This is a genomic window from Streptomyces sp. NPDC027672 (assembly GCF_055566335.1).
In genome coordinates, this window is record NZ_JBVHSO010000001.1 from 326,266 (window position 1) to 346,220 (window position 19,955).

The window sequence follows — 19,955 nt, forward strand, 5'->3', positions numbered from 1 at the left end:
CGTTGCAGGTCAACCGTACCACGGCGCGGGGGCGGTTCGGTCAGCTCCCCTTCCCACCGCTCCCACCAGCGCTTTTACCGGCCTTGGCCTGCGCCCTCTCGGCCTGCCGCAGCGCCTCCTGGAGATCCTTCTGCGCCTTGGCGTACGCGTCCCAGTCCGGGCCGTCCTTCAGGGCCTGCCGTCCCGCGTCGAAGGCCTTCTGGGCGTCCTGGAGGGCCCGTTGGACCGCCGGGTCGGTCTTGCCGGGCGGGTTGCCGCTGCCGGTGTCCGGCGGCGAGGTGTCCGAACTCCTGGCCCGGAAGACCTTGTCGAGCGCCTCGCCGAGGGTGTTCTCGAATGCGGTATCACCCTCATAGGTGACCAGCACTTTGCGCAACAGCGGGTATTTGAGGCTGCCGCCGCGTACGTAGACGGGTTCCACGTAGAGCAGTCCGCCGTCCAGCGGCACGGTCAGCAGGTTGCCGTACTCGATGTCGGAGTCACCGCCCTTGAGGAGTTTGATCGCGGCGGCGATGTCCTGTTCGGAGTTGAACTTGCTCTGGACCTGTTTGGGTCCGTCGACGGTCGTGCCGGTCGGCAGTTTCAGGATCCTGATCTTGCCGTAGTCGTCGGTGCCGGCCTCCGCGTCGACGGTCATGAAGGCGCTGAGGTTGTCCCGGCCGCTCGGCGTGAACGTCGTCGACAGCGAGAACGCCTGCTTGGCCTGGTCCGGCATCCGCATGCTCAGGTAGTACGGCGGCACCGCGTCCCCGGACTTGTTGGTCGGGTCGTTCGGCACCTGCCAGACCTCGCTGCCGGTGAGGAAGGTGTCGGCGTCCGTCACGTGGTAGCGGGTGAGCAGTTCGCGCTGCACCTTGAACAGGTCCTGCGGGTAACGCAGATGCTTCATCAGGTCCGGGGAGATCGCGCTCCTCGGCCGCACCGTGTCCGGGAACGCCTTCATCCAGGTCTTCAGCACCGGGTCCCGGGTGTCCCACTGGTAGAGCCTGACCTCGCCGGTGTACGCGTCGACCGTCGCCTTCACCGAGTTGCGGATGTAGTTGACCTGGTTCTGCTGGGCCACCACCGCACGGGAGTTGTTCGTCGCGGTCAGCGAGTCGGCGGTCGTGTCGCCGAGGGTCGTACGGGAGGAGTACGGATAGCTGTTGGTGGTCGTGTAGGCGTCGACGATCCACTGGATGCGGTGGTTCACGACCGCCGGGTAGGTGTCGCCGTCGATGGTCAGCCAGGGGGCGACCGCCTCGACCCGCTCCTTGGGCGTGCGGTTGTACAGGATCCGCGAACCCTTGCCGATCGCGCCCGAGTAGAGGATCTGCGGCTCGTTGAACGTCAGCGCGTACGCGGCCCGGTTGACCGGGTTGTCGAGGTTGACCCCGCTGCCGCCCCGGTAACTGGTCGGCTTCTCACCGCCGTTGTCGGAGTAGTCGATCTCCTTCTGGGGACCGCCGACGATGGAGTAGGTGGTGGTCTTCTCGCCGTAGTAGACGCGCTGTTCGTACGTGCCGAGGTCGCCCTTGGACGGCAGGTCGTACTCGGTGAAGACCGGCTCGCCGTCCTCCGCCTCGGTGCCCTTGGCGGCGACCACGCCGAAGCCGTGCGTGTAGCGGAAGTGGTCGTTGATCCAGTTGTTCTTGGGGATGCCGGCCAGGTTCAGCTCGCGCAGCCCGATGACCGTGTCCTGTTCCTTGCCGTCCTGGCCGGGGTACCGGTCGACGTCCAGGTTGGTCGGGAAGGCGTAGTAGTCCTTCATCTCCTGGCGCTGCTGGAAGGTCGGCGAGACGATGTTCGGGTCCAGGATCCGGATGCTCGCCGCGTCGTCCGCGTCACCGCGCAGCGTGCTCTTCTCGGACGTCGTGGACGTGCCCTCGTACCCGGTGACCTTGGTGTCGTCGATGCCGTACGCCTCGCGCGTGGCCTTCAGGTTCTTCTGGACGTACGGCGCCTCCTTGGCCTGCTCGTTCGGCTGGACCTGGAACTTCTGCACGATGGCCGGGTACAGGCCGCCGATGAGGATCGCCGAGAGCACCATCAGGCCGAACCCGATGACGGGGAGCTGCCAGGTGCGCCGCCACAGCGTGGCGAAGAACAGCAGCGCGCAGATGACGGCGATGCAGAACAGGATGGTCTTGGCCGGCAGATAGGCGGTGGCGTCGACATAGCGCATGCCGGTCCAGTTGTCGGTCGCCTTGAAGTCGCTGGACTTGACCGCGAGGCCGTAGCGGTCGAGCCAGTAGGCGACCGCCTTCAGCGCCACGAAGATGCCGAGCAGCACCGACAGGTGCCCGGTCGCGGCGGCGGTGGCGCGCGCGCCGGGGCTGGTGACGCGCAGGCCGCCGTACAGGTAGTGGGTGAGCGCGGCGGCGATCAGGCACAGGACGGCGGTGGCGAAGCCGAAGCCGAGCAGGAAGCGGTACCAGGGCAGGTCGAAGGCGAAGAAGGAGACGTCGAGGTGGAACTGCGGGTCCTTCTGGTGGAAGGGCACGCCGTTCACCCACATCAGCCAGGTCCGCCACTGGCCCGCGGCCGAGGCGCCCGCGATCAGCCCGACCAGCGAGGTGACGGCGAGCAGCAGCCACTTCTTGTACGGCGCGATGCCCAGGCGGTAGCGGTCCAGGCTCTGCTGCTCCATGGACATGGCGCTGAGCGGGGGCCGCAGCCGGTGCGCGAGCCAGATGTTGAGGCCGACCGCGGCCGCCATCAGCAGACCGAAGACGAAGAAGAGGCCGATCTTGGTCGACAGGGTGGTGGTGAACACGGACGAGTAGTGCACCGACCGGTACCAGAGCCAGTCCGTCCAGAAGCCCGCGAACATGGTGAAGAGCATGCCGAGGACGGCGAGGACGCCCAGGGTGACGAGCAGGGCCCGGACCCTCCGGGACGGTCGGCCCGCCCTGATCCGTGGCCCCGTCGGGCCTCCGCCGCGGTCCGGCATCTGGAAAGCCAAGGTGCGCCCCTCGAAGTTCGCTGTCGATCCGTCAGGCCCCCGGGTTCGCGGGCCCTCCGTGGCCCCCCGTGTTCGTGGGCCCACACTTATGCAACTTACTCACGGTTTACTCGGTTCCCGATTCCGGCCGGGAACGAGGCAGGATTGTGACCATGTCCAACACTCCCATGGCAGCGAGCCCGCTCACCCGGGCCGTACTCGAGATCGACGAGTACGTCTCCGGCCTCGGCTGGGACCAGCCCGCTCGCCTTTTCGCCCTCGTAGACACCGCACGGCTGCGGGCTCAGGAACCTTCGCTCGCGGCTCAGCTGGGCCTCGGGGACGAGTCCGAGACCGTCGGTCTCACCCCGATCGAGCAGGACGAGGTCCCCTCCGGCAAGCCGCTGGACGAGTTCCTCGCCACCATCGCCTGGCCCGACGCCGTCACCGGCTGCGCGCTCACCGTCGAGCGGCTGATGCTGCCGCCGTCCGCCGAGGCCCAGGTGCCCTCCGGCCTGGACGAGACCAGGCTGGCCGAGTGGGTGGCCCGGCACCCCGAGCGCCAGGAGGTCCGGATGACGGTGGCCGTGCTGCGCGACGGCGGCCGCGAGTCGGCGCTGCGGCTGCGCGAGAAGGACTCCCCGACGGAGGTCCTGACCGGTCCCGATCTGGTGCCGGGCCTGTCGGACGCGCTGGCGGCGACGTTCGCGGACTGATCCGGTCCGCCGCGCCGGGCCCGGCGGACCGCCGCGGCGACCGCCCGTCCGCCGCGGTACGCCGCCGGGGCGTGCCGGTACGACCGTGGGGGGCGCCCCTGCCGTTCAGGGAGCGCCCCCGGCCGTACGCCGGTCCGCTCAGCCCTCGGGGGTCCGCTCAGCCCTTGGCGGTGCACTTCGGCAGGCCGGCGGTGTCGCCGGCGCGGATGTCCTCGAGCGCGTGCAGCGCGTCGTCCATGGTCTTGACCCGGACCAGGGTGAGCCCGTCCGGGGTGTCCTTGGCGGCTGCCCGGCAGTTGTCGGCGGGGGTCAGGAAGTACCGGGCGCCCCGGCTGCGGGCGCCGACGGTCTTCATCTCGACGCCGCCGATGGGGCCGACCGTGCCGTTGTCGTCGATGGTGCCGGTGCCGGCGACGAATCTGCCGCCGGTGAGGCTGCCCGGGGTGAGCTTGTCGTAGATGCCGAGGGCGAACATCAGGCCGGCGCTGGGGCCGCCGACGTCGGCCAGCTTGATGTCGATGGTGAACGGGTACGTGTGGTCGGTCCCGGCGGAGATGCCGACGATGGCCCGCTTGGGCCCGCCGTCGTCCGAGGCCGCGGTCGTGATCGTGACGTCCCGGGTGCGGGTCGCCGTCTTGTGGGCCTTCTGGGCGGCGGCCTGCTCCTTGGCGGGGACGACCGTGAAGACGACGTCCTGGCCGGGCTTGTGCTTGGTCACCAGCCGGGCGACGTCGGACGGCTGCCTGACCGCCGTGCCGTCCACGGCCTTGATCACGTCACCGGCGTGCAGCCGGCCCTCGGCCGGGGAGTCCTTGACGACCGTGGAGACGATCACCCAGGACTTCACCGGGATGTCCAGCTCCTTCAGGGCGGCGACCTTGGCGCTCTCCTGGGACTGGCTGAACTCCTCGGCGTTCTCCTGGGTGGACTGCTGCTCCGTCTTGCCGTCCGGGTAGAGCGTGTCGTGCGGCACGATCCTGCTGTCGTGCGCCAGCCAGCCGTAGACGGCCTCGACCAGGTTCATCCGGTAGTCCGCGCTGGTGACCCGGACGGTGGTCATGTTCAGATGGCCGTCGGCCGGATAGGTCTTGTGCCCGGACACCTGGAGCACCGGCTCGCCGTCGTGCTCGCCGAGCGTGTTCACGGTCGGGCCGGGGGACATCTCCGCGTACGGCACGGGGATGAGCACTCCCGCGCACAGGAGCGCGATCAGCATCAGGGTCGAGGCGAGCATCGTCGCGGTGCGGCGTGGCATGCCCCGACAGTACGTGACGCCACTGTCAGCGCACGGTCAGGGCACCCCTGTCACGCGCCGCGCGCACCCGGCCCGGACTTCTCCATGGCCGCGCGGAACCGGGCGTATCCGTCCAGCTCGGGACCGTCACCGCGGACCTTGCGCGTCCGGTTGGCCCAGCTGCCCCACAGACCGCCGCCGACCGCGGCCACCAGCGGGATCAACAGCCAGACGAGCACCCCCATGCCGACCTCCCATAGCCATGAGCGTCCGCAACGGACTGATCAGCAGATTAACCATCCGCTCGGACAACGCTCACGCGAGGGTGCCGGTTACGCAACCGGAGAGGCCGGTGAGCCTGACGCGCACCCGGCCGGACGGCCGGGCTCAGCAGGCTCCGACCCACTCCTCGGTGCCGTCCGAGAACGTCTGGTGCTTCCAGATGGGCACCTCGTGCTTGAGGTCGTCGATCAGCCGGCGGCAGGCGTCGAAGGCCTCCGCGCGGTGCGGGCAGGCCACGGCGACGACCACCGCGAGGTCCCCGACCCGCAGATCGCCCACCCGGTGGACGGCGGCCAGCGCCCGCACCGGGTGGCCGGCGACGACCTTCTCGGCGATCCGCCGCATCTCGGCCTCGGCGCTGGGGTGGCAGGAGTAGCCGAGGGCGGCCACGTCGGCGCCCCCGTCGTGGTCGCGCACCGTCCCGACGAACAGCGCGACACCGCCGGCCGCGTCGTCCCCGACCGCCTGGAACACCTCGTCCACCGAGAGCGGGGTCTCCCGGATGCCGATCAGCTTGATGGGATCGTCAGCCGCCCGCTCGCCCGGGTGGTCGTTCGTGAGTGCCATGGGACCATCGTGCCGCACGGGCCGTGGGCGCGGAATACGACGTTCGCCAGGCACGCGCGCGTGCCGCTTTGGAGGCTCCTACAGCCGCGTCGCGGCCCGCCGGCGCCTCACACCCGCCGCCGGGCCTTGCGGGCCCGCCGCACGACGGCCGCCGCGCCCAGCAGGGCCACCGTCGCGCCGGCCGCGCCGGCCGCCGTGGCGTCCTTGCGGCCCAGCCGCCGCCCGGCCACCGTGCGCCGCCCGGAGACCTCCTCCAGCAACTGCGCCAGGACCTCCTCGTTGGTCCACTTCGGCCGCCACCCGGCCTCGTGCAGCCGGCTGCCACTGACCACCCAGGGGTACATCGTGTACGCCAGGTCGCCGGCCGGGGACGGGGTGAGCCCGATCCGGTGCAGCCGGGCCGCCGCGCCGAGGGCGACCGCCGACGGCAGCTCCATCCGGCGGATCCCGCTCAGCTCCTCGACCTCCTCCTGCTCCAGCCACCCGTCACAGCCGACGGCCAGCTCCCCGTCCGCCTTCTCCAGCACGGCGTACTCCAGGGCGCTGCACAGGTCCTCGACGTGGCAGAACTGCCAGGCGGGCCGCGACCCGGCGACGACCAGCAGCCGGGGGGACTCGAAATACCGGGTCAGGGCGGTGTCGGTGCCGCCGACCAGGACGGCGGGCCGTACCACGGTGACGTTCAGCCCGGGATGCGCGCGCGGGGCGCGCCGGGCCAGCCGTTCGATCTCCAGCAGGTCGCCGACGCCGGTCGCCTCGGCGGTGGCGCGCAGCTCGGCGTCCTCCGACAGGGGCAGCTCGTTGTCCGGCAGCGCGCCGTAGACCATGGCGGAGGTGCACAGCACCACCCGGTGCACGCCGGCCGCCGCGGCGGCGGTCAGCACGGTCTGGGTCCCCCGGACGTTGTACGCCGTGCGCGCCGCCGGATCGGTCTCCAGATCGAGGTCGAGCGCGAGGTGGACGACGACGTCGGCGCCGCGCAGCTTGTCCGCGATCGCCGGGTCGCGGACGTCCAGGATGTGCCACAGTGCCTCGGCGCACTCGCCGCGCCGCTCGTCGATGGCGACGACCTGTCTGATCTCCTCGCAGGCAGCGAGCCGCTCGGTGAGCAGGGCGCCGACCCCGCCGGCGGCGCCGGTCACCGCGACGACGGGCCCGCGCACGGCGGCTTTGCGCGCGGCGGGAGAGGTTGCGGGGTTTCGCGCTGCGCGAACCTGTGGATCTGGGGAACTCACCGGGCGTCTCCAGCGGTTGTCTTCAGTACGCGCGCATATGACGCGTACGTACCAGGTGCGTCCATCCTGCCGCAGGCCTTCCGCAGGCGAAGCACCGAGGCCCTATCGGGTCCGGGTGTCTACGCTGGGTGGTGTTGTCGGGCAGCCGCGCCGCCGGAGTGAGACCGGTGGCCTTACCAGCCGAGGATTCCCGTGAGTGACACCCCATTCGGTTTCGGCCTTCCGCCGGAGGAGCCGGAGGACGGCGACGAGGGCAAGAAGAAGGACCAGCAGAGCGGTGGTGGGCAGGGACCGGCCAATCCGTTCGGTTTCGGCGACCTGCCCGGAGCCGGCGGCTTTGGCGGCCCCGGCGCCGACAACCCGCTCGCCGCCATGTTCGGCTCCCTGAACCCCACGGACCTGGGCGCCGCCTTCCAGCAGCTCGGCCAGATGCTCTCGTACGAGGGCGGCCCGGTGAACTGGGACATGGCCAAGCAGATCGCCCGCCAGACGGTCGCCCAGGGCACCGCGGACGGCACCAAGGACGCCAGCGTCGGTCCGGCCGAGCGCCGGGCGGTGGAGGAGGCCGTCCGCCTCGCCGACCTGTGGCTGGACGACGCGACATCGCTGCCGTCGGGTTCCGCCTCGGCGGTGGCCTGGTCGCGCGCGGAGTGGGTGGAGGCGACCCTGCCCGCCTGGCAGGAGCTGGTCGACCCGGTCGCCGAGCGGGTCGGCGCGGCCATGGGCGACGTCCTGCCGGAGGAGATGCAGGCCATGGCGGGCCCGCTGATCGGCATGATGCGCTCGATGGGCGGCGCCATGTTCGGCACGCAGATCGGGCAGGCCGTGGGCGTGCTCGCGGGCGAGGTCGTCGGCTCGACCGACGTCGGCCTGCCGCTGGGCCCGGCCGGCAAGGCCGCCCTGCTCCCGGCGAACGTGGCGGCGTTCGGCAAGGACCTGAGCGTGCCGCAGGAGGAGGTGCGGCTCTACCTGGCCCTGCGCGAGGCCGCCCACCAGCGGCTGTTCGCGCACGTGCCGTGGCTGCGCTCGCACCTGTTCGGCGCGGTCGACGGCTACGCGCGCGGCATCAAGGTCGACACGGCCAAGCTGGAGGACGTGGTCGGCCAGTTCGACCCGCAGAACCCCGAGCAGTTGCAGGACGCGCTCCAGCAGGGCATGTTCCAGCCCGAGGACACGCCCCAGCAGAAGGCGGCCCTGGCCCGGCTGGAGACCGCCCTGGCGCTCGTGGAGGGCTGGGTGGACGCGGTGGTGCACGCCGCCGCGAAGCCGCGCCTGGGCTCCGCCGACGCGCTGCGCGAGACGCTGCGCCGCCGCCGCGCGACCGGTGGCCCGGCGGAGCAGACGTTCGCCACGCTGATCGGTCTGGAGCTGCGCCCGCGCCGGCTGCGCGACGCCTCCCGGCTGTGGGCCTCGCTCACGGACGCGCGCGGGGTGGACGGCCGGGACGGTCTGTGGGCCCACCCGGACATGCTGCCCACCGCGACCGACCTGGACGACCCGGACGGCTTCGTGCACCGCGAGCAGCTCGACTTCTCGGAGCTGGACAAGATGCTCGGCGAGGCCGCCGGCAAGCCGGACCTGCACAAGAAGGACACCGGGGCCGCCGACGCGAAGGACACCGGGGCCGGCGAGTCCGAGGACCGCGAGGGCAAGGGCGACGAGGGCAAGGGCGACGACGCCGAGTGAGCCTGTACGACGACGCGGTCCTCGTGCTGAAGGGGTACGAGGACCAGAGCGGGCTGCGCCAGGAGTACCTGGACCACCTCGCGGCGCATCCGGACGGCCTGTGGAAGGCGTGCGGCGCGGGCCATCTCACGGCCAGTGCCCTCGTCGTCGACCCCGCGGGCGGCCGGGTGCTGCTCACCCTGCACCGGAAGCTGCGGATGTGGCTCCAGATGGGCGGCCACTGCGAGCCGGGTGATCCCACGCTCCAGGCGGCGGCCCTGCGCGAGGCGACGGAGGAGTCCGGTGTCGCCGGGCTGGCACCGCTGCCCGGCGGCCCGGTGCGGCTGGACCGGCATCCGATCCCGGCGCCCTGCACCTGGCACTTCGACGTGCAGTACGCGGTCCTGGCCCCGCCCGGCGCGGTGCACGAGATCAGCGACGAATCCCTCGACCTGCGCTGGTTCGCCTACGAGGAGGTGGCCGGCGTGGCCGACGAGTCCGTCGTACGGCTGGTGGAGGCCACGCGCGCGCGGCTGTGAACGGCACGACGCTGGCCCGGACGGGTAAGGGGCGGCCACCTGGGCGGCCGCCCCTTACGTGCGTCCTGCGCGGGCTCAGCTCCAGACGTTGCCCTGGTTCTGGCCGCGCGCTCCCTGCTGGCCCATGCCGAACTGGGCGGCGATGCCCTGCCCGATCACCGCGTTCTGCGGCGGCAGCAGCTCGCTGGGCTGGACGAGCGCGAACCCGGACCCCATGAAGCTCAGCTCCCAGCCCTCACCGGTGCTGCCGCGCCGGCGCCACACTCCGGAGGAGTGGGTCTGGGCCTGCATCTGCACGCGCAGCCCGGTGGACCAGGCCACGATCGCGTCGGCGTCGCAGTTGACGTACCGGTCGGGCGTGACCCGCATCAGCAGCGGGGCGCCCGAGGTCATCAGGGCGACCCTGCCGCGCCCGGTGATGTTGAGCTGGTACTTCCCGGAACCGGAGATGCCGTAGAGGCTGTCGACGGCGATGACCTCGTGGTGCAGCGAGGAGTCCATGGCGAGGACGTAGGAGCTGTCGACGGTCAGTCCGTCCTGCTCGACGTCCATGATGTGCACGTGCTGGGCGAGATTGGCGAGGTAGACGGTGCCCTGGCCGTGGCAGCGCATCAGGTCCAGGCCCTCGCCGGTGAAGGCACGCGCGCGTGCCTGGCCGGTGCCGCGGTACTCGGCGTCGAACTCGACCAGGCCCTGGTAGGCGACCATGGTCCCCTTGCGGGCGAGGACGTCGTCGTGGCCCTCCAGGGTGATCCGGAGCATCTGCGCGTTCTGCAGGCTCCAGCGCTCCTGGCTCTGGAGGTCGTTGTGCGCGAAAAGCGGGCTCTGCATGGTGTTCTGGCTCCCCCTCAGCCCCGGGCCCGGAGGCGGTCGGTGCTGTCCTCACTGGGCTGGACGACGACGATGCCCTGTCCGGAGAAGGCCATCTGGTAGGCCTCGCCGCTGCCCCGGCCGATCAGCGACTGGGCCTTGAAGCTGCGCTTGCCCTTCACCTTCAGGTTCGGCGACCAGGCGACGAGCGCGTCCGGGTCGACGTACGTCTCGTCCTCGCCACCCCCGCAGTCCACGACGATCGGCTTGCCCCGGGACGTCAGCGCGACCCAGCCCTGCCCGGAGATCTTCGTGTTCCACAGGCCCTGGCCGGCGAACTTGGCGAGTCCCTTGACCCGCTCCACGCCCCAGCTGAGGTGGGCGTCGAAGGCGAGGAGGTTGGTGGCGTTGACGGAGATGCCCTCGCCGTCGAGGTTGATCACGACGACGTCGGCGCCGTAGTCGGCGAGGTAGAGCAGGCCGTCACCGGAGCACTTCATCAGCGGGGCGCCCTCGCCGGTGACCCAGTCGCGGGCGATCTGGCGGACGGCCGGCGGGTTGGGCTCGTACTGGATGAAGCCCTCGTAGGCGACCATCGAGCCCACGCGCGCGAGGAGGTCGTTCCCGGTCTGCAGGGCGACCTTCAGCATGTGGCTGCCGTGGTTCTCCATGCGGGCGGTGACGGCCGCGGGCGCGAAGCCCGCGATCGCCTGGTTCACGACGTTCATGTCGGGCTCCCTCAGACCTCGTACGGCTGGACGACGATGAAGTTGCCGGGTGCGCCCCGGAACTGGAGGTTGACGCTCTCTCCGGTGTCGCCCGGGTAGGCGTTGCGGCGCATCCGGACCTGGCTGGAGACGATCACCTGGGAGGCGGCCGACCAGGCGACGACGGCGTTGCAGTCGGCGAAGGTGGTCGGTGTGACTGGCAGCACCACGGGCGTGCCATGCGTCTTGACGACGATCGTGCCGGTGCCCTGGAACTGCATGGTGAACAGCGCGCCGCCCGGGATGCCGTGGCCCTCGATCCGGCGGACCTCGTAGCCGAGGCTCTCGTCGAAGGCGAGGACGTTCTCCGCGGAGACGCAGATCGCGTCGCCCTGGAGTTCGACGGGGTGCAGGTGGGTGGCGTCGTCGGCGAGGAAGACCTGGCCCTGGCCGGTACAGCGCATGAGCTGCATCTCCTGGCCGGTGGCGTTGCCCACGACCCGGCCCATGAACCCGGCGCCCTTGTAGCCGAAGTCGACCTTGCCCTGGTAGAGCACCATGCTGCCCTGCCGGGCCAGCACCGGCTGGCCGCCGACGCCGAGGTCGACGCGGATGAGCTTCTTGTTCTGCTGCGTCCAGCGCTGGCCGGTCGGTGTCTCCTTGAACGCCTGGAGCGCGGCCGTCACCCCGGCGCCGCCCTGGGGCGCGCCCTGCGGCACTCCGTAGACGGCGGGCTGCTGACCGGGCACCTGTCCGTAGCCCGGCGGCAGGGGCGGGGCGGGCTGGGCGCCGTAGGGCGCCTGCTGCGGGCCGTGTCCCGGAGGCATCGGCGCGCCGGGCCCGCCGCCGTACGACGGCTGCTGCCCGCCGTACGGTGCGGGGGCCGGTGCCGCGGGTGCGGCCGGCGGCGGGACGGTGCCGGCGGCGGGCGGGGCCAGCGGGGCGACGACCGTCGGGGCGCCGTGCACGTTCGGGGCGGGGGCCGGGGCCGGGGGCGGGGCGAAGCCCTGCGGGGCGGGAGCGGGGGCGGGGGCGGGGGCGGGGGCGGGGGCGGGCGGCGCGGCGGATTCCGGGGCGGCCGGGGCGGCGAACGCGGGTGCCGGGGTGGTCTGGGCGGGCGGGGCGAAGCCGGGGACCGCGCCGGCAGACGGCTGGGGATGCGGCTGCTGCGGGACGGCGGGCGCCTCCTCCTCCAGCACCTCGCCGCCGAAGTTCTTCAGCAGCGCCTCCAGGCCGCCGTCGAAGCCCTGGCCGACGGCGGCGAACCGCCACCCGTCCTTGAAGTAGAAGTCACCGAGCATCACGGCCCGCTCGGTGGAGAACTCCGAGCCGTCGAAGGAGTACCGCGCGACCTCCTCGCCGCCCGCCACGATGCGCAGGTATCCGGGGCCGATCCGCGACATCTGGCCGTCGCCGTCGATGGTCGCCGTGAAGGACAGCTTGCGGATCCCGGCGGGAATCCGGTCGAGCGTGACCCGGAACGACTCCGTGTCACCCGCCTGCGCACCGAGCAGTTGGACGGACTCCTCGGGGGATTTCGGCTGGTTGAAGAAGATGAAGTACCGGTCGTCCGACAGACGCTCGTCGGCGTCCAGACCGAAGCAGCTGATGTCGAAGGTCAGCCCCGGGGCCGAGATCTGCACGCCTACGTACAGATCCGTGCCCAGCGTGAGGTCACTGATCCTGGCCTTGTGGCCGCGTTGGAATTCCCTGGCCATGCGCGACGACCGTCCCCCATCCCGAATGTGAGTGCGTCGCGCCAGGCTAACGGCAATGTCCGGCAGCGGCTTCGAAGGGTCGCGGTCGGTACAGAGCCGGTACACAAGCACCATCCGGCCGTGGACGGGAGCGGTCAGCCGTCCAGCTCGCCGGGTTCGCCCGGTTCGCCGCGTTCACCAGTCTCGCCGTTTTCATCCTGTACGTCGCGTTCGTCTCTCCCGTCCGGAACGTGCGGCAGCCGTGCGGCGGCGGCCACTCCTTCGAGGTAGCCGCGGGCCCGCTCGGTCCTCGGATACGCCTCCAGCAGCCGCCAGAAGCCGGGCCCGTGCCCGGGGACCAGCAGGTGCGCCAGCTCGTGGCAGAGCACGTAGTCCACGACGTACTCCGGCATCCCCTGGAGGCGGTGCGAGAGCCGGATGCTGCCCTCGGCCGGGGTGCACGAACCCCAGCGGGTGTTCTGGTTGGTGACCCAGCGCACGGAAGCCGGCCGGGCCCGGCCGTCGAAGTACTGCGCCGACAGCCGCTCGGCACGCTCGGCCAGCGCGGTGTCGCCCAGGACGCGCTTGCTCTCCTGGGCGGCGAGCTTGTCCAGCATGACGGTCACCCAGCGCTGCTCCTCCGCCTTGGACATGCGGGCGGGGATCAGGACGACGGTGCGATCGCCCTCGCGGTACGCGGAGACGGTACGGCGGCGCCGGGAGCTCCTGCGGACCTCGATCGCGCTCGCCGCCGGACCGCCGGGCGGCTGGCGGGTCATGCTGCGCTGCGGTTCACCGGCGCGGTGCAGAGGATCGGCGGGCACGCCCCGACGTTACCCGGTGCGCGCGGGCAAAGTCCCGGCTCCGGGACGATGCCGCAGATTCCTCCGACGAATCCCACGGCCTGTGGATAACTTTCGGCGCCGGACGCCCGGACCGGGCATGCTGACAGGCGTCGGAGGAACCCGCCCGGCTTCACCGACGAAAGGACGTTCCGCCCGGGATGTCCCGCTGGTAAGAACTAGGTGCGACTACGGGGGCCGCTCATGCATCCGGTGGTGAAGTCCGCGCTGCGGCGCGGTTGGCGCGATCAGAGCACGGTGCAGTTCGGGATGACCCCGGCGCACGCGGTGACGCTGGGACCGGTGGACCAGGCCACGGACGGCTTCCTGGCGCTGCTCGACGGCACCCGCGGACTGCCGCTGCTGCGCGAGGAGGGCCGCCGCGCGGGTCTGCCGGGCGGACGTGTGGACGCGCTGGTGCGGCGGCTGGCCCGGGCCGGTCTCGTCGACGACGCCCGCGGCGGCGGCCCCGCCGCGGACGCGCTGCGGGCGAGGACCGAGGTGCTCCAGCGGCTGCGCCCCGACCTCGCCTCGCTGTCCCTCGTCGCATCCGAGCCGGGCGGCGCACCGGCGCGGCTGGCGGCGCGGCGCGCGCTGCGGGTGCGGGTGCGCGGAGCGGGCCGGGTCGGCGCCCTGCTGGCCTCGGTGCTGGCGGGCGCCGGGATCGGCGAGGTGGAGGTGGACGACACGGGCCGGGTGGAGCCGTGGGACGTGGCGCCGGGCGGGCTGACCGCGGAGTCGGTCGGCGACCGCCGGGAGGCGGCGGCGCGGGCGGCGGTCCGCCGAGCCGCGCCGGACCGGCCGCCGCGCCACCCCCACTCCCCGGGCTCCGGCGCCGGCGGCCCCGGACTGTCCCTGGTGGTCCTCGCGCCCCGGGACGAGGTCGCCGTGCACGCCCCGGACCCGGCCGCCGCCGAGTCGCTCATGGCCTCCGGCACCCCGCACCTGTACGCCGGGGTGGTGGAGGGCACGGGCGTCGTCGGTCCACTGGTCCTGCCCGGCGAGACGGGCTGTGCCGGATGCCTGGACCAGGAGCGCACCGACCGTGATCCGGCCTGGCCCCGGCTGGTCACCCAGTGGCGGTCCGGCCGGGCCCGCCGGGTCGCGGCCTGCGATCTGGCCCTGGCCACGACGGTGGCCGGGATGGCGGCCGCACAGGCGCTGGCCTTCGTGGACGGCGGTCCGGCGGGCGGCGCGGGCATCCGCCGTGAGGTGTCCCTGCCCGGTCTGACCTGGCGTGCCCACCCGGTCCGGCCGCATCCGGCGTGCGGCTGCGGGGCGGCCGGGAAAGGCAGCCGGGAACATTCCCCGACCATGGGGCGGCCACGCGCGACAATGGCGGTGCGACGGCCGACGACCAAGCGACAACGCGAAGCAGGCGCGGCACGGCCGACTGCGACTTGGAGGGCGCATGTCTGATCTTCCCCGGAAGGCGGTCACCCGGACCGCCAAGCTGGCCGCGCTCCCGCTCGGCTTCGCCGGACGGGCGACGTGGGGGCTGGGCAAGCGGATCGTGGGCGAGTCCGCGGAGATCGTCGGCCGCGAACTGCAACAGCGCACGGCGGATCAGCTGTTCAAGGTGCTCGGCGAGCTGAAGGGCGGTGCGATGAAGTTCGGGCAGGCCCTGTCCGTCTTCGAATCCGCGCGCCGGCGAGGCCCTCCTCTCCGACCTCGGCCAGCTGAGCCGGTTCGCCCGGCTGCTCGGCCCGCTCATCCCGGGCATGGACATCAAGCCGCTGATCGCGGAGCTGAGGGACCGCGTCTCCGAGGAACTGGACTACGGCCTGGAGGCCCAGGCCCAGGCCGCGCACGCGACGGAGTTCGCGGACGACCCCGACGTGGTCGTCCCGGCGGTGGTCCACCAGTGCGAGCAGGTCCTCGTGACCGAGTGGATCGACGGCATCCCGCTGTCGGAGATCATCGCGGACGGCACCCCCGGACAGCGCGACCGGGCGGGCCAGCTCCTGGCCCGCTTCCTCTTCTCCGGGCCGGCCCGCACCGGCCTGCTGCACGCCGATCCGCACCCGGGCAACTTCCGTCTGCTGCCCGGCGGCCCGGCGGGCGAGGACGACTGGCGCCTGGGCGTCCTGGACTTCGGCACGGTCGACCGGCTCCCCGGCGGACTGCCGGACCCGATCGGCGTCTCCCTGCGGATGACCCTGGACGGCGACGCGGAGCGGGTCTACGAACTGCTCTGTGCGGAGGGGTTCGTGAAGGAGAGCATCGACCTGGAGCCGGACGCCGTCCTGGACTATCTGCTGCCGATCATCGAGCCGGCCCGGGTGGAGGCGTTCACTTTCAGCCGCTCCTGGATGCGCGGCCAGGCCGCCCGCATCGCCGACCCGCGCTCGCCCGCCTACCAGCTCGGCAAGCGGCTCAACCTGCCGCCGGCCTATCTGCTGATACACCGGGTGACCCTGAGCACCATCGGAGTCCTGTGCCAGCTAGGCGCCACGGTGCGGCTGCGGGACGAACTGGAGGAATGGCTGCCGGGCTTCGCACCGGACGCGCCGGACGACACCGAGGAAGAACCGGCAGGGGCCTGATCCGGCCGCACGGCGCCCGCAACGCACGGCGGGGGCCGGTCCGTTCGGCCGGACCGGCCCCCGCGGAGAGCTTCGCCTCCCGGGTTTCCGGAAGGCCACCGCCGCTCGGGTGTGAGCGTTACTGCATCACGGCCATGGCGAGCGCGCGGCGGGCGCGCAGCGAGGCCCGCTCGGCCCGGCGCTGCATCCGCTGGGCGACCGCCAGGCGCATGGCCCGGCGCTCGCGCACGGCGTCCTGAAGCCGGTCGTGCATATGCGCACGAGCCAGGGCTTCTTGCATGAGTTGCATCTCGTGGTTCCTGTTCTGGCGCGCTTCGGTGGCGCCGGTGGTGGTGAAGTCTGGGGTCGCGGAGCCGGCGGGCTCAGTGGTGGACGGCGTCATCGGGGCCTGCTTCTTGGGGTCGTGCGTGAGAGGGCGGTCGATCGTTCCTGCGGTGTTCATGCTGTGACCGGGTTCTTGCGCGGGCGGCCACGCGGCCGCTTCCGGGCGACGACGACACCCTGGACGAACAGCTCGCCACCCCAGACACCCCACGGCTCACGCCGCTCCTTGGCGCCGGCGAGGCATGCCTCGACCAGCGGGCAGGTGCGGCAGAGGGACTTGGCGTACTCCACGTCCGCGGGCGACTCGGCGAAGAAGACCTCCGGGTCGTAGGAGCGGCAGGGGACGGGTACGCCGAGGTTCTCGATGGCGTCGTCGAGCGCGGTGAGCGCGGTGAGGGGGGCGAGGGCGGTCAAGGTGGAGTCCTCCGTGAGGCCGGGCGGGGGGATCGTTTGCGAAGGCGGTACGGACGGGGCGTGTGCTTCGAGTTGCACGATGGTCTTCCTCGTCTGGTCGTTCCGGCCGGTTGACCGGGTGTCGGCTGGGTACCGGGTTCTTTTCTTGTCCCGAGGCCCCTTCACTCCGTCGTCCCGTTCGGGACAAACAGAAGGGCCGCGGATCCCGGATGGGGTTCCGCGGCCCTGAAGGCGCCGGCCTGATCGGAGATCAGGCTGGATCACTCCAGGGTTCTGGCCCACGGAAGGCCCACATCAGGTGGTGCTGCGTCGTCTGCTTCCGGAATCCGGCACCGGCCGCCGCGAAGGCATAGGCATGCGCCTGTGCCACTACCGCTTCCAGTGCCTTGGTCGGTCGCTCATCGCGCTCACGAACGGGAAGGCTCGCGAAAGCACGGGAGGACGCCGGACGCACGGCACGGACACCGGACAGACCGGTGCCCTGGTTCGAGGCGCCGAGAATGCACGTGGAGACGGTCGAGCGATCGGTCAGTTTGGCCGTGCTGATGGAGCTGATGTTGATGCTGATCACAGGACTCGCCTCCTCTCGGCGTCTCAAGGGACCGGGGTGAATCCGGTCCGTTCGGATATGCAAGTACAACACGGAGCCGGGGCCTTGGAGAAGGCCGCTGCTTCCGTGCTTAGAACCTATGGGGATTGCCGGGGCATGCGCAAACTATTTTTTCGACGAGTTGCCCTCACTCGCTCTCCTCGCCTGCATCAGGCTCCCGACCTGCGCAAATGGCCAGAACATCGGCGCCGTAGCTGCGCAGCTTGCGGCTGAGGACACCAGGGATGCGGGCGAGTTCAGCGGAGGTGTCCGGGCAGGCTTCCGCGATCGCCATCAGCGTCCGGTCCGTGAAGACGCAGAAGTCCGGCTGGCCGCTGCGCTCGGCCTGCACCGCGCGCCACTCCCGGAGCCGTTCGTAGAGCCCTTCGTCCATGTCCGAGGGGCAGTCCTCGCAGCGCATCAGCTTCATCTCGCCCGCGTCGGTGAGCGTGCGTCCGCAGACGCGGCAGCGGGCGGGGGTGCGCTGGGTGCGGCGGGGTGCGGCGACGGCGTTCGGCCGGGAACCGCGTTCGACGCCCGCGCCCGCGCCGGAGCCGGTGGGTCCGACGGTGGGCGTGGTGCCGGGGCGCAGACCGTCCAGGAAGCGGCTCGGTCTGCGGCCCGGGCGGCCGCCCGGTGACCGGGACAGGGCCCAGGAGACATGGAGGCGTTCCCGGGCGCGGGTGACGCCGACGTAGAGCAGCCGGCGCTCCTCCTCGATCTGCTCGTCGGTGCGCGCGTAGGAGATGGGGAGCATGCCCTCGGCGACACCGACCAGGAAGACGACGTCCCACTCCAGGCCCTTGGCGGCGTGCAGGGAGGCGAGGGTGACGCCCTGCACGGTCGGGGCGTGCTGGGCGTTGGCCCGCTCGTCCAGTTCGGCCACGAAGTCGGCGAGGGTGGCTCCGGGGCGGGCGGCGGCGAGGTCGTGGGCGAGGCTGACCAGGGCGGCCAGGGATTCCCAGCGTTCTCTCACGGCGCCGGACCCGGCCGGGGGCGCGCTGGTCCAGCCTTCCCCGGAGAGGACGGCGCGCACCTGGGAGGGCAGGTCCACGACGTCGTCCAGCAGGGAGTCGTTGCCGCCGAAGCGGGCCGCGCCGCGCAGGGCGAGGCCGGCCTTGCGGATCTCGGGCCGGTCGAAGAAGCGCTCGGCACCGCGCAACTGGTACGGCACACCGGCGTCGGCGAGTGCCTGCTCGTAGGTCTCGGACTGGGAGTTCGTACGGAACAGCACGGCGATCTCGGCGGCCGGGACACCGGCGTCGATCAGCTCGCGGATGCGCCGGGCGGCGCCTTCGGCCTCGGCGGGTTCGTCGGTGTACTCGACGTAGACGGGCTCGGGTCCCGGGGGACGCTGGGAGACGAGTTCCAGCCGGTATCCGGCGGCCCGGCCCCGGGCCTGGGCGAGCAGGCCGTTGGCGAGGCGGACCACCTGGGGCGTGGAGCGGTAGTCGCGGACCAGCTTGACGACGGTGGCGCCGGGGTGCCGGACGCGGAAGTCGAGCAGGTGGTCCGGGGTTGCTCCCGTGAACGAATAGATGGTCTGGCTGGCGTCACCGACGACGCACAGGTCCTCGCGGTCGCCGAGCCACAGGTCGAGCAGCCGCTGCTGGAGCGGGCTGACGTCCTGGTACTCGTCCACGACGAAGTGCTGGTACTGCGAACGGACCTGCTCGGCGATGTCGTGCCGGTCCTGGAGGACGGCGACGGTGAGCAGCAGGACGTCCTCGAAGTCGATCACCGCCCGGTCGCGCTTGAGGTCCTCGTAGGCCGCGTAGAGATGGGCGATCTCGGCCGGGTCGCGAGGTGTCTCGCGGCCGGCCTTCGCGGCCGCGTACGGATAGTCGGCGGGGACGGTCTGGGTGACCTTGCACCATTCGATCTCGGCGGTCACGTCCCGCAGCTCGTTGCGGTCGAGGCGGGTGCCGAGACCGACGGCTGCCTCGGCGACGAGCTGGACCTTGCGGTCGACGAGCCGGGGCATGACGCCACCGACCGCTTTCGGCCAGAAGTACTGGAGCTGGCGCAGGGCGGCGGAGTGGAAGGTGCGGGCCTGGACGCCCTGGGCGCCGAGCTGGCGGAGCCGGCCGCGCATCTCGCCGGCGGCGCGGTTGGTGAAGGTGACGGCGAGCACGCTGGACGGCTGGAGGATGCCGGCCCGCACCCCGTAGGCGATGCGGTGGGTGATCGCCCGGGTCTTGCCGGTGCCCGCTCCGGCCAGCACGCACACCGGACCGTGCAGGGCGGTGGCGACCTCGCGCTGCTCGGGGTCGAGCCCTTCGAGCACCGCGTCGGCCGACTCCGGTACCCGAGGGAAAAGGGTGGAATGCGTTGCTGCTGTCACACCGCCATGCTGCCAGGTCGGCCGGGACGGACGGGCCGGTTGTCCACAGGCGGGACCTCGCAGTCCTATAAACGGCAGGCCCGTTGTCGTACTGATGCGGCAGGCATCACACCGACGCGGCGGGTCGCGCGGCGGAGGGCGGGCGGTGCGGATACCCCACCCGGGAATGACCGCCCGGCCGCTCGTGTTCTCCTGCTCGACGACCTTTCCACCGAACTGTCCGAGGAGAGCGAGAGACATGCAGGGCACTGTGACGATGTACAGCACGACGTGGTGTGGCTACTGCCGGCGGCTGAAGAGCCAGCTCGACCGGGAGGGCATCGCGTACAGCGAGATCAACATCGAGCAGGACCCCGAGTCCGCCGCCTTCGTGGAGAAGGCGAACGACGGCAACCAGACCGTCCCGACCGTGCTCTTCCCGGACGGCTCCACGCTGACGAACCCGTCGCTGGCCCAGGTGAAGCAGAAGCTGGCCGCCTGACGCGCCCCGGTCACCGCGGTGACCGACGACAGGGCGGCCC

General features: G+C 71.9%; 18 protein-coding genes and 1 pseudogene. 6 read left to right on the forward strand and 13 right to left on the reverse strand.

Translation table 11 applies throughout. The features are described from left to right. Positions 1-40: 40 nt before the first annotated feature. Complete coding sequence (locus tag ACZ4SV_RS01460; RefSeq protein WP_468001284.1) at positions 41-2,932, reverse strand: UPF0182 family membrane protein; 2,892 nt, start codon at positions 2,930-2,932, stop codon at positions 41-43. 164 nt (positions 2,933-3,096) lie between these two features. On the opposite strand from ACZ4SV_RS01460, the gene ACZ4SV_RS01465 reads away from it, so the two are divergent. Further along, the gene (locus ACZ4SV_RS01465) at positions 3,097-3,639 is read left to right on the forward strand and encodes a PPA1309 family protein (protein WP_365875323.1); all 543 of its coding nucleotides are present in this window, start codon (positions 3,097-3,099) and stop codon (positions 3,637-3,639) included. Between the two features lie 157 nt (positions 3,640-3,796). On the opposite strand, the gene ACZ4SV_RS01470 is transcribed toward ACZ4SV_RS01465, so the two are convergent. From ACZ4SV_RS01470 to ACZ4SV_RS01485, 4 genes are all read right to left on the reverse strand, one after another. After that, entirely contained in the window at positions 3,797-4,894 is a 1,098-nt protein-coding gene (locus ACZ4SV_RS01470; RefSeq protein WP_468000576.1) for a YlbL family protein, read from the reverse strand. A 50-nt stretch (positions 4,895-4,944) separates the two neighbouring features. After that, the gene (locus ACZ4SV_RS01475) at positions 4,945-5,118 is read right to left on the reverse strand and encodes a hypothetical protein (RefSeq protein ID WP_365875319.1); all 174 of its coding nucleotides are present in this window, start codon (positions 5,116-5,118) and stop codon (positions 4,945-4,947) included. Between the two features lie 142 nt (positions 5,119-5,260). After that, entirely contained in the window at positions 5,261-5,722 is a 462-nt protein-coding gene (locus ACZ4SV_RS01480) for a molybdenum cofactor biosynthesis protein MoaE (RefSeq protein ID WP_468000578.1), read from the reverse strand. A 107-nt stretch (positions 5,723-5,829) separates the two neighbouring features. Continuing rightward, positions 5,830-6,957 carry an SDR family oxidoreductase gene (locus tag ACZ4SV_RS01485; RefSeq protein WP_468000580.1) on the reverse strand — a complete coding sequence of 376 codons (1,128 nt, stop codon included), beginning with the start codon at positions 6,955-6,957 and terminating at the stop codon, positions 5,830-5,832. Between the two features lie 192 nt (positions 6,958-7,149). On the opposite strand from ACZ4SV_RS01485, the gene ACZ4SV_RS01490 reads away from it, so the two are divergent. Beyond that, positions 7,150-8,643: a zinc-dependent metalloprotease gene (locus ACZ4SV_RS01490; RefSeq protein ID WP_468000582.1), complete on the forward strand. Its 1,494-nt coding sequence runs from the start codon at positions 7,150-7,152 to the stop codon at positions 8,641-8,643. Continuing rightward, positions 8,640-9,161: an NUDIX hydrolase gene (locus ACZ4SV_RS01495; RefSeq protein WP_468000584.1), complete on the forward strand. Its 522-nt coding sequence runs from the start codon at positions 8,640-8,642 to the stop codon at positions 9,159-9,161. Before ACZ4SV_RS01490 ends, ACZ4SV_RS01495 begins: the two co-directional genes overlap by 4 nt. Before the next feature lie 75 nt (positions 9,162-9,236). Here the strand turns inward: ACZ4SV_RS01495 and ACZ4SV_RS01500 are convergent, their stop codons facing one another. The 4 genes from ACZ4SV_RS01500 to ACZ4SV_RS01515 all read right to left on the reverse strand — a co-directional run bounded on the left by ACZ4SV_RS01500 (position 9,237) and on the right by ACZ4SV_RS01515 (position 13,199). Further along, complete coding sequence (locus tag ACZ4SV_RS01500; protein WP_468000586.1) at positions 9,237-9,992, reverse strand: AIM24 family protein; 756 nt, start codon at positions 9,990-9,992, stop codon at positions 9,237-9,239. A 17-nt stretch (positions 9,993-10,009) separates the two neighbouring features. Continuing rightward, a complete protein-coding gene (locus ACZ4SV_RS01505; RefSeq protein WP_365875341.1) occupies positions 10,010-10,690 on the reverse strand; it encodes an AIM24 family protein in 681 nt (226 codons plus the stop codon). Between the two features lie 20 nt (positions 10,691-10,710). Then, on the reverse strand, positions 10,711-12,396 hold the full coding sequence (locus ACZ4SV_RS01510) for a TerD family protein (RefSeq protein WP_468000588.1): 1,686 nt from the start codon (positions 12,394-12,396) through the stop codon (positions 10,711-10,713). 134 nt (positions 12,397-12,530) lie between these two features. After that, positions 12,531-13,199: a M48 metallopeptidase family protein gene (locus tag ACZ4SV_RS01515; protein WP_468000590.1), complete on the reverse strand. Its 669-nt coding sequence runs from the start codon at positions 13,197-13,199 to the stop codon at positions 12,531-12,533. A gap of 222 nt (positions 13,200-13,421) precedes the next feature. On the opposite strand from ACZ4SV_RS01515, the gene ACZ4SV_RS01520 reads away from it, so the two are divergent. Next, on the forward strand, positions 13,422-14,636 hold the full coding sequence (locus ACZ4SV_RS01520) for a TOMM precursor leader peptide-binding protein (RefSeq protein ID WP_468000592.1): 1,215 nt from the start codon (positions 13,422-13,424) through the stop codon (positions 14,634-14,636). Then, positions 14,629-15,763 (forward strand): annotated as a pseudogene (locus ACZ4SV_RS01525) (AarF/UbiB family protein). Before ACZ4SV_RS01520 ends, ACZ4SV_RS01525 begins: the two are co-directional and overlap by 8 nt. A 118-nt stretch (positions 15,764-15,881) precedes the next feature. Here the strand turns inward: ACZ4SV_RS01525 and ACZ4SV_RS01530 are convergent. From ACZ4SV_RS01530 to ACZ4SV_RS01545, 4 genes are all read right to left on the reverse strand, one after another. After that, positions 15,882-16,205 carry a hypothetical protein gene (locus ACZ4SV_RS01530; RefSeq protein ID WP_468000594.1) on the reverse strand — a complete coding sequence of 108 codons (324 nt, stop codon included), beginning with the start codon at positions 16,203-16,205 and terminating at the stop codon, positions 15,882-15,884. Continuing rightward, a complete protein-coding gene (locus tag ACZ4SV_RS01535) occupies positions 16,202-16,579 on the reverse strand; it encodes a WhiB family transcriptional regulator (RefSeq protein WP_365875297.1) in 378 nt (125 codons plus the stop codon). The genes ACZ4SV_RS01530 and ACZ4SV_RS01535 overlap by 4 nt, the downstream gene beginning before the upstream one ends. Before the next feature lie 172 nt (positions 16,580-16,751). Beyond that, positions 16,752-17,072 (reverse strand): hypothetical protein, encoded by a 321-nt coding sequence (locus ACZ4SV_RS01540; RefSeq protein WP_468000596.1) that lies wholly within the window; start codon positions 17,070-17,072, stop codon positions 16,752-16,754. 166 nt (positions 17,073-17,238) lie between these two features. Next, a complete protein-coding gene (locus ACZ4SV_RS01545) occupies positions 17,239-19,434 on the reverse strand; it encodes an ATP-dependent DNA helicase UvrD2 (protein WP_468000598.1) in 2,196 nt (731 codons plus the stop codon). Between the two features lie 238 nt (positions 19,435-19,672). Between ACZ4SV_RS01545 and ACZ4SV_RS01550 the strand changes: the two genes are divergently transcribed. Then, positions 19,673-19,915 carry a mycoredoxin gene (locus tag ACZ4SV_RS01550; protein WP_397940269.1) on the forward strand — a complete coding sequence of 81 codons (243 nt, stop codon included), beginning with the start codon at positions 19,673-19,675 and terminating at the stop codon, positions 19,913-19,915. The last annotated feature ends 40 nt before the right edge of the window (positions 19,916-19,955 follow it).

Bases quoted from the DNA above. Each gene is read 5' to 3' on its own strand.
- ACZ4SV_RS01460 (WP_468001284.1), bottom strand. From the start codon at position 2,932: ATGCCGGACCGCGGCGGAGGCCCGACGGGGCCACGGATCAGGGCGGGC.
- ACZ4SV_RS01465 (WP_365875323.1), top strand. From the start codon at position 3,097: ATGTCCAACACTCCCATGGCAGCGAGCCCGCTCACCCGGGCCGTACTC.
- ACZ4SV_RS01470 (WP_468000576.1), bottom strand. From the start codon at position 4,894: ATGCCACGCCGCACCGCGACGATGCTCGCCTCGACCCTGATGCTGATC.
- ACZ4SV_RS01475 (WP_365875319.1), bottom strand. From the start codon at position 5,118: ATGGGGGTGCTCGTCTGGCTGTTGATCCCGCTGGTGGCCGCGGTCGGC.
- ACZ4SV_RS01480 (WP_468000578.1), bottom strand. From the start codon at position 5,722: ATGGCACTCACGAACGACCACCCGGGCGAGCGGGCGGCTGACGATCCC.
- ACZ4SV_RS01500 (WP_468000586.1), bottom strand. From the start codon at position 9,992: ATGCAGAGCCCGCTTTTCGCGCACAACGACCTCCAGAGCCAGGAGCGC.
- ACZ4SV_RS01510 (WP_468000588.1), bottom strand. From the start codon at position 12,396: ATGGCCAGGGAATTCCAACGCGGCCACAAGGCCAGGATCAGTGACCTC.
- ACZ4SV_RS01520 (WP_468000592.1), top strand. From the start codon at position 13,422: ATGCATCCGGTGGTGAAGTCCGCGCTGCGGCGCGGTTGGCGCGATCAG.
- ACZ4SV_RS01530 (WP_468000594.1), bottom strand. From the start codon at position 16,205: ATGAACACCGCAGGAACGATCGACCGCCCTCTCACGCACGACCCCAAG.
- ACZ4SV_RS01550 (WP_397940269.1), top strand. From the start codon at position 19,673: ATGCAGGGCACTGTGACGATGTACAGCACGACGTGGTGTGGCTACTGC.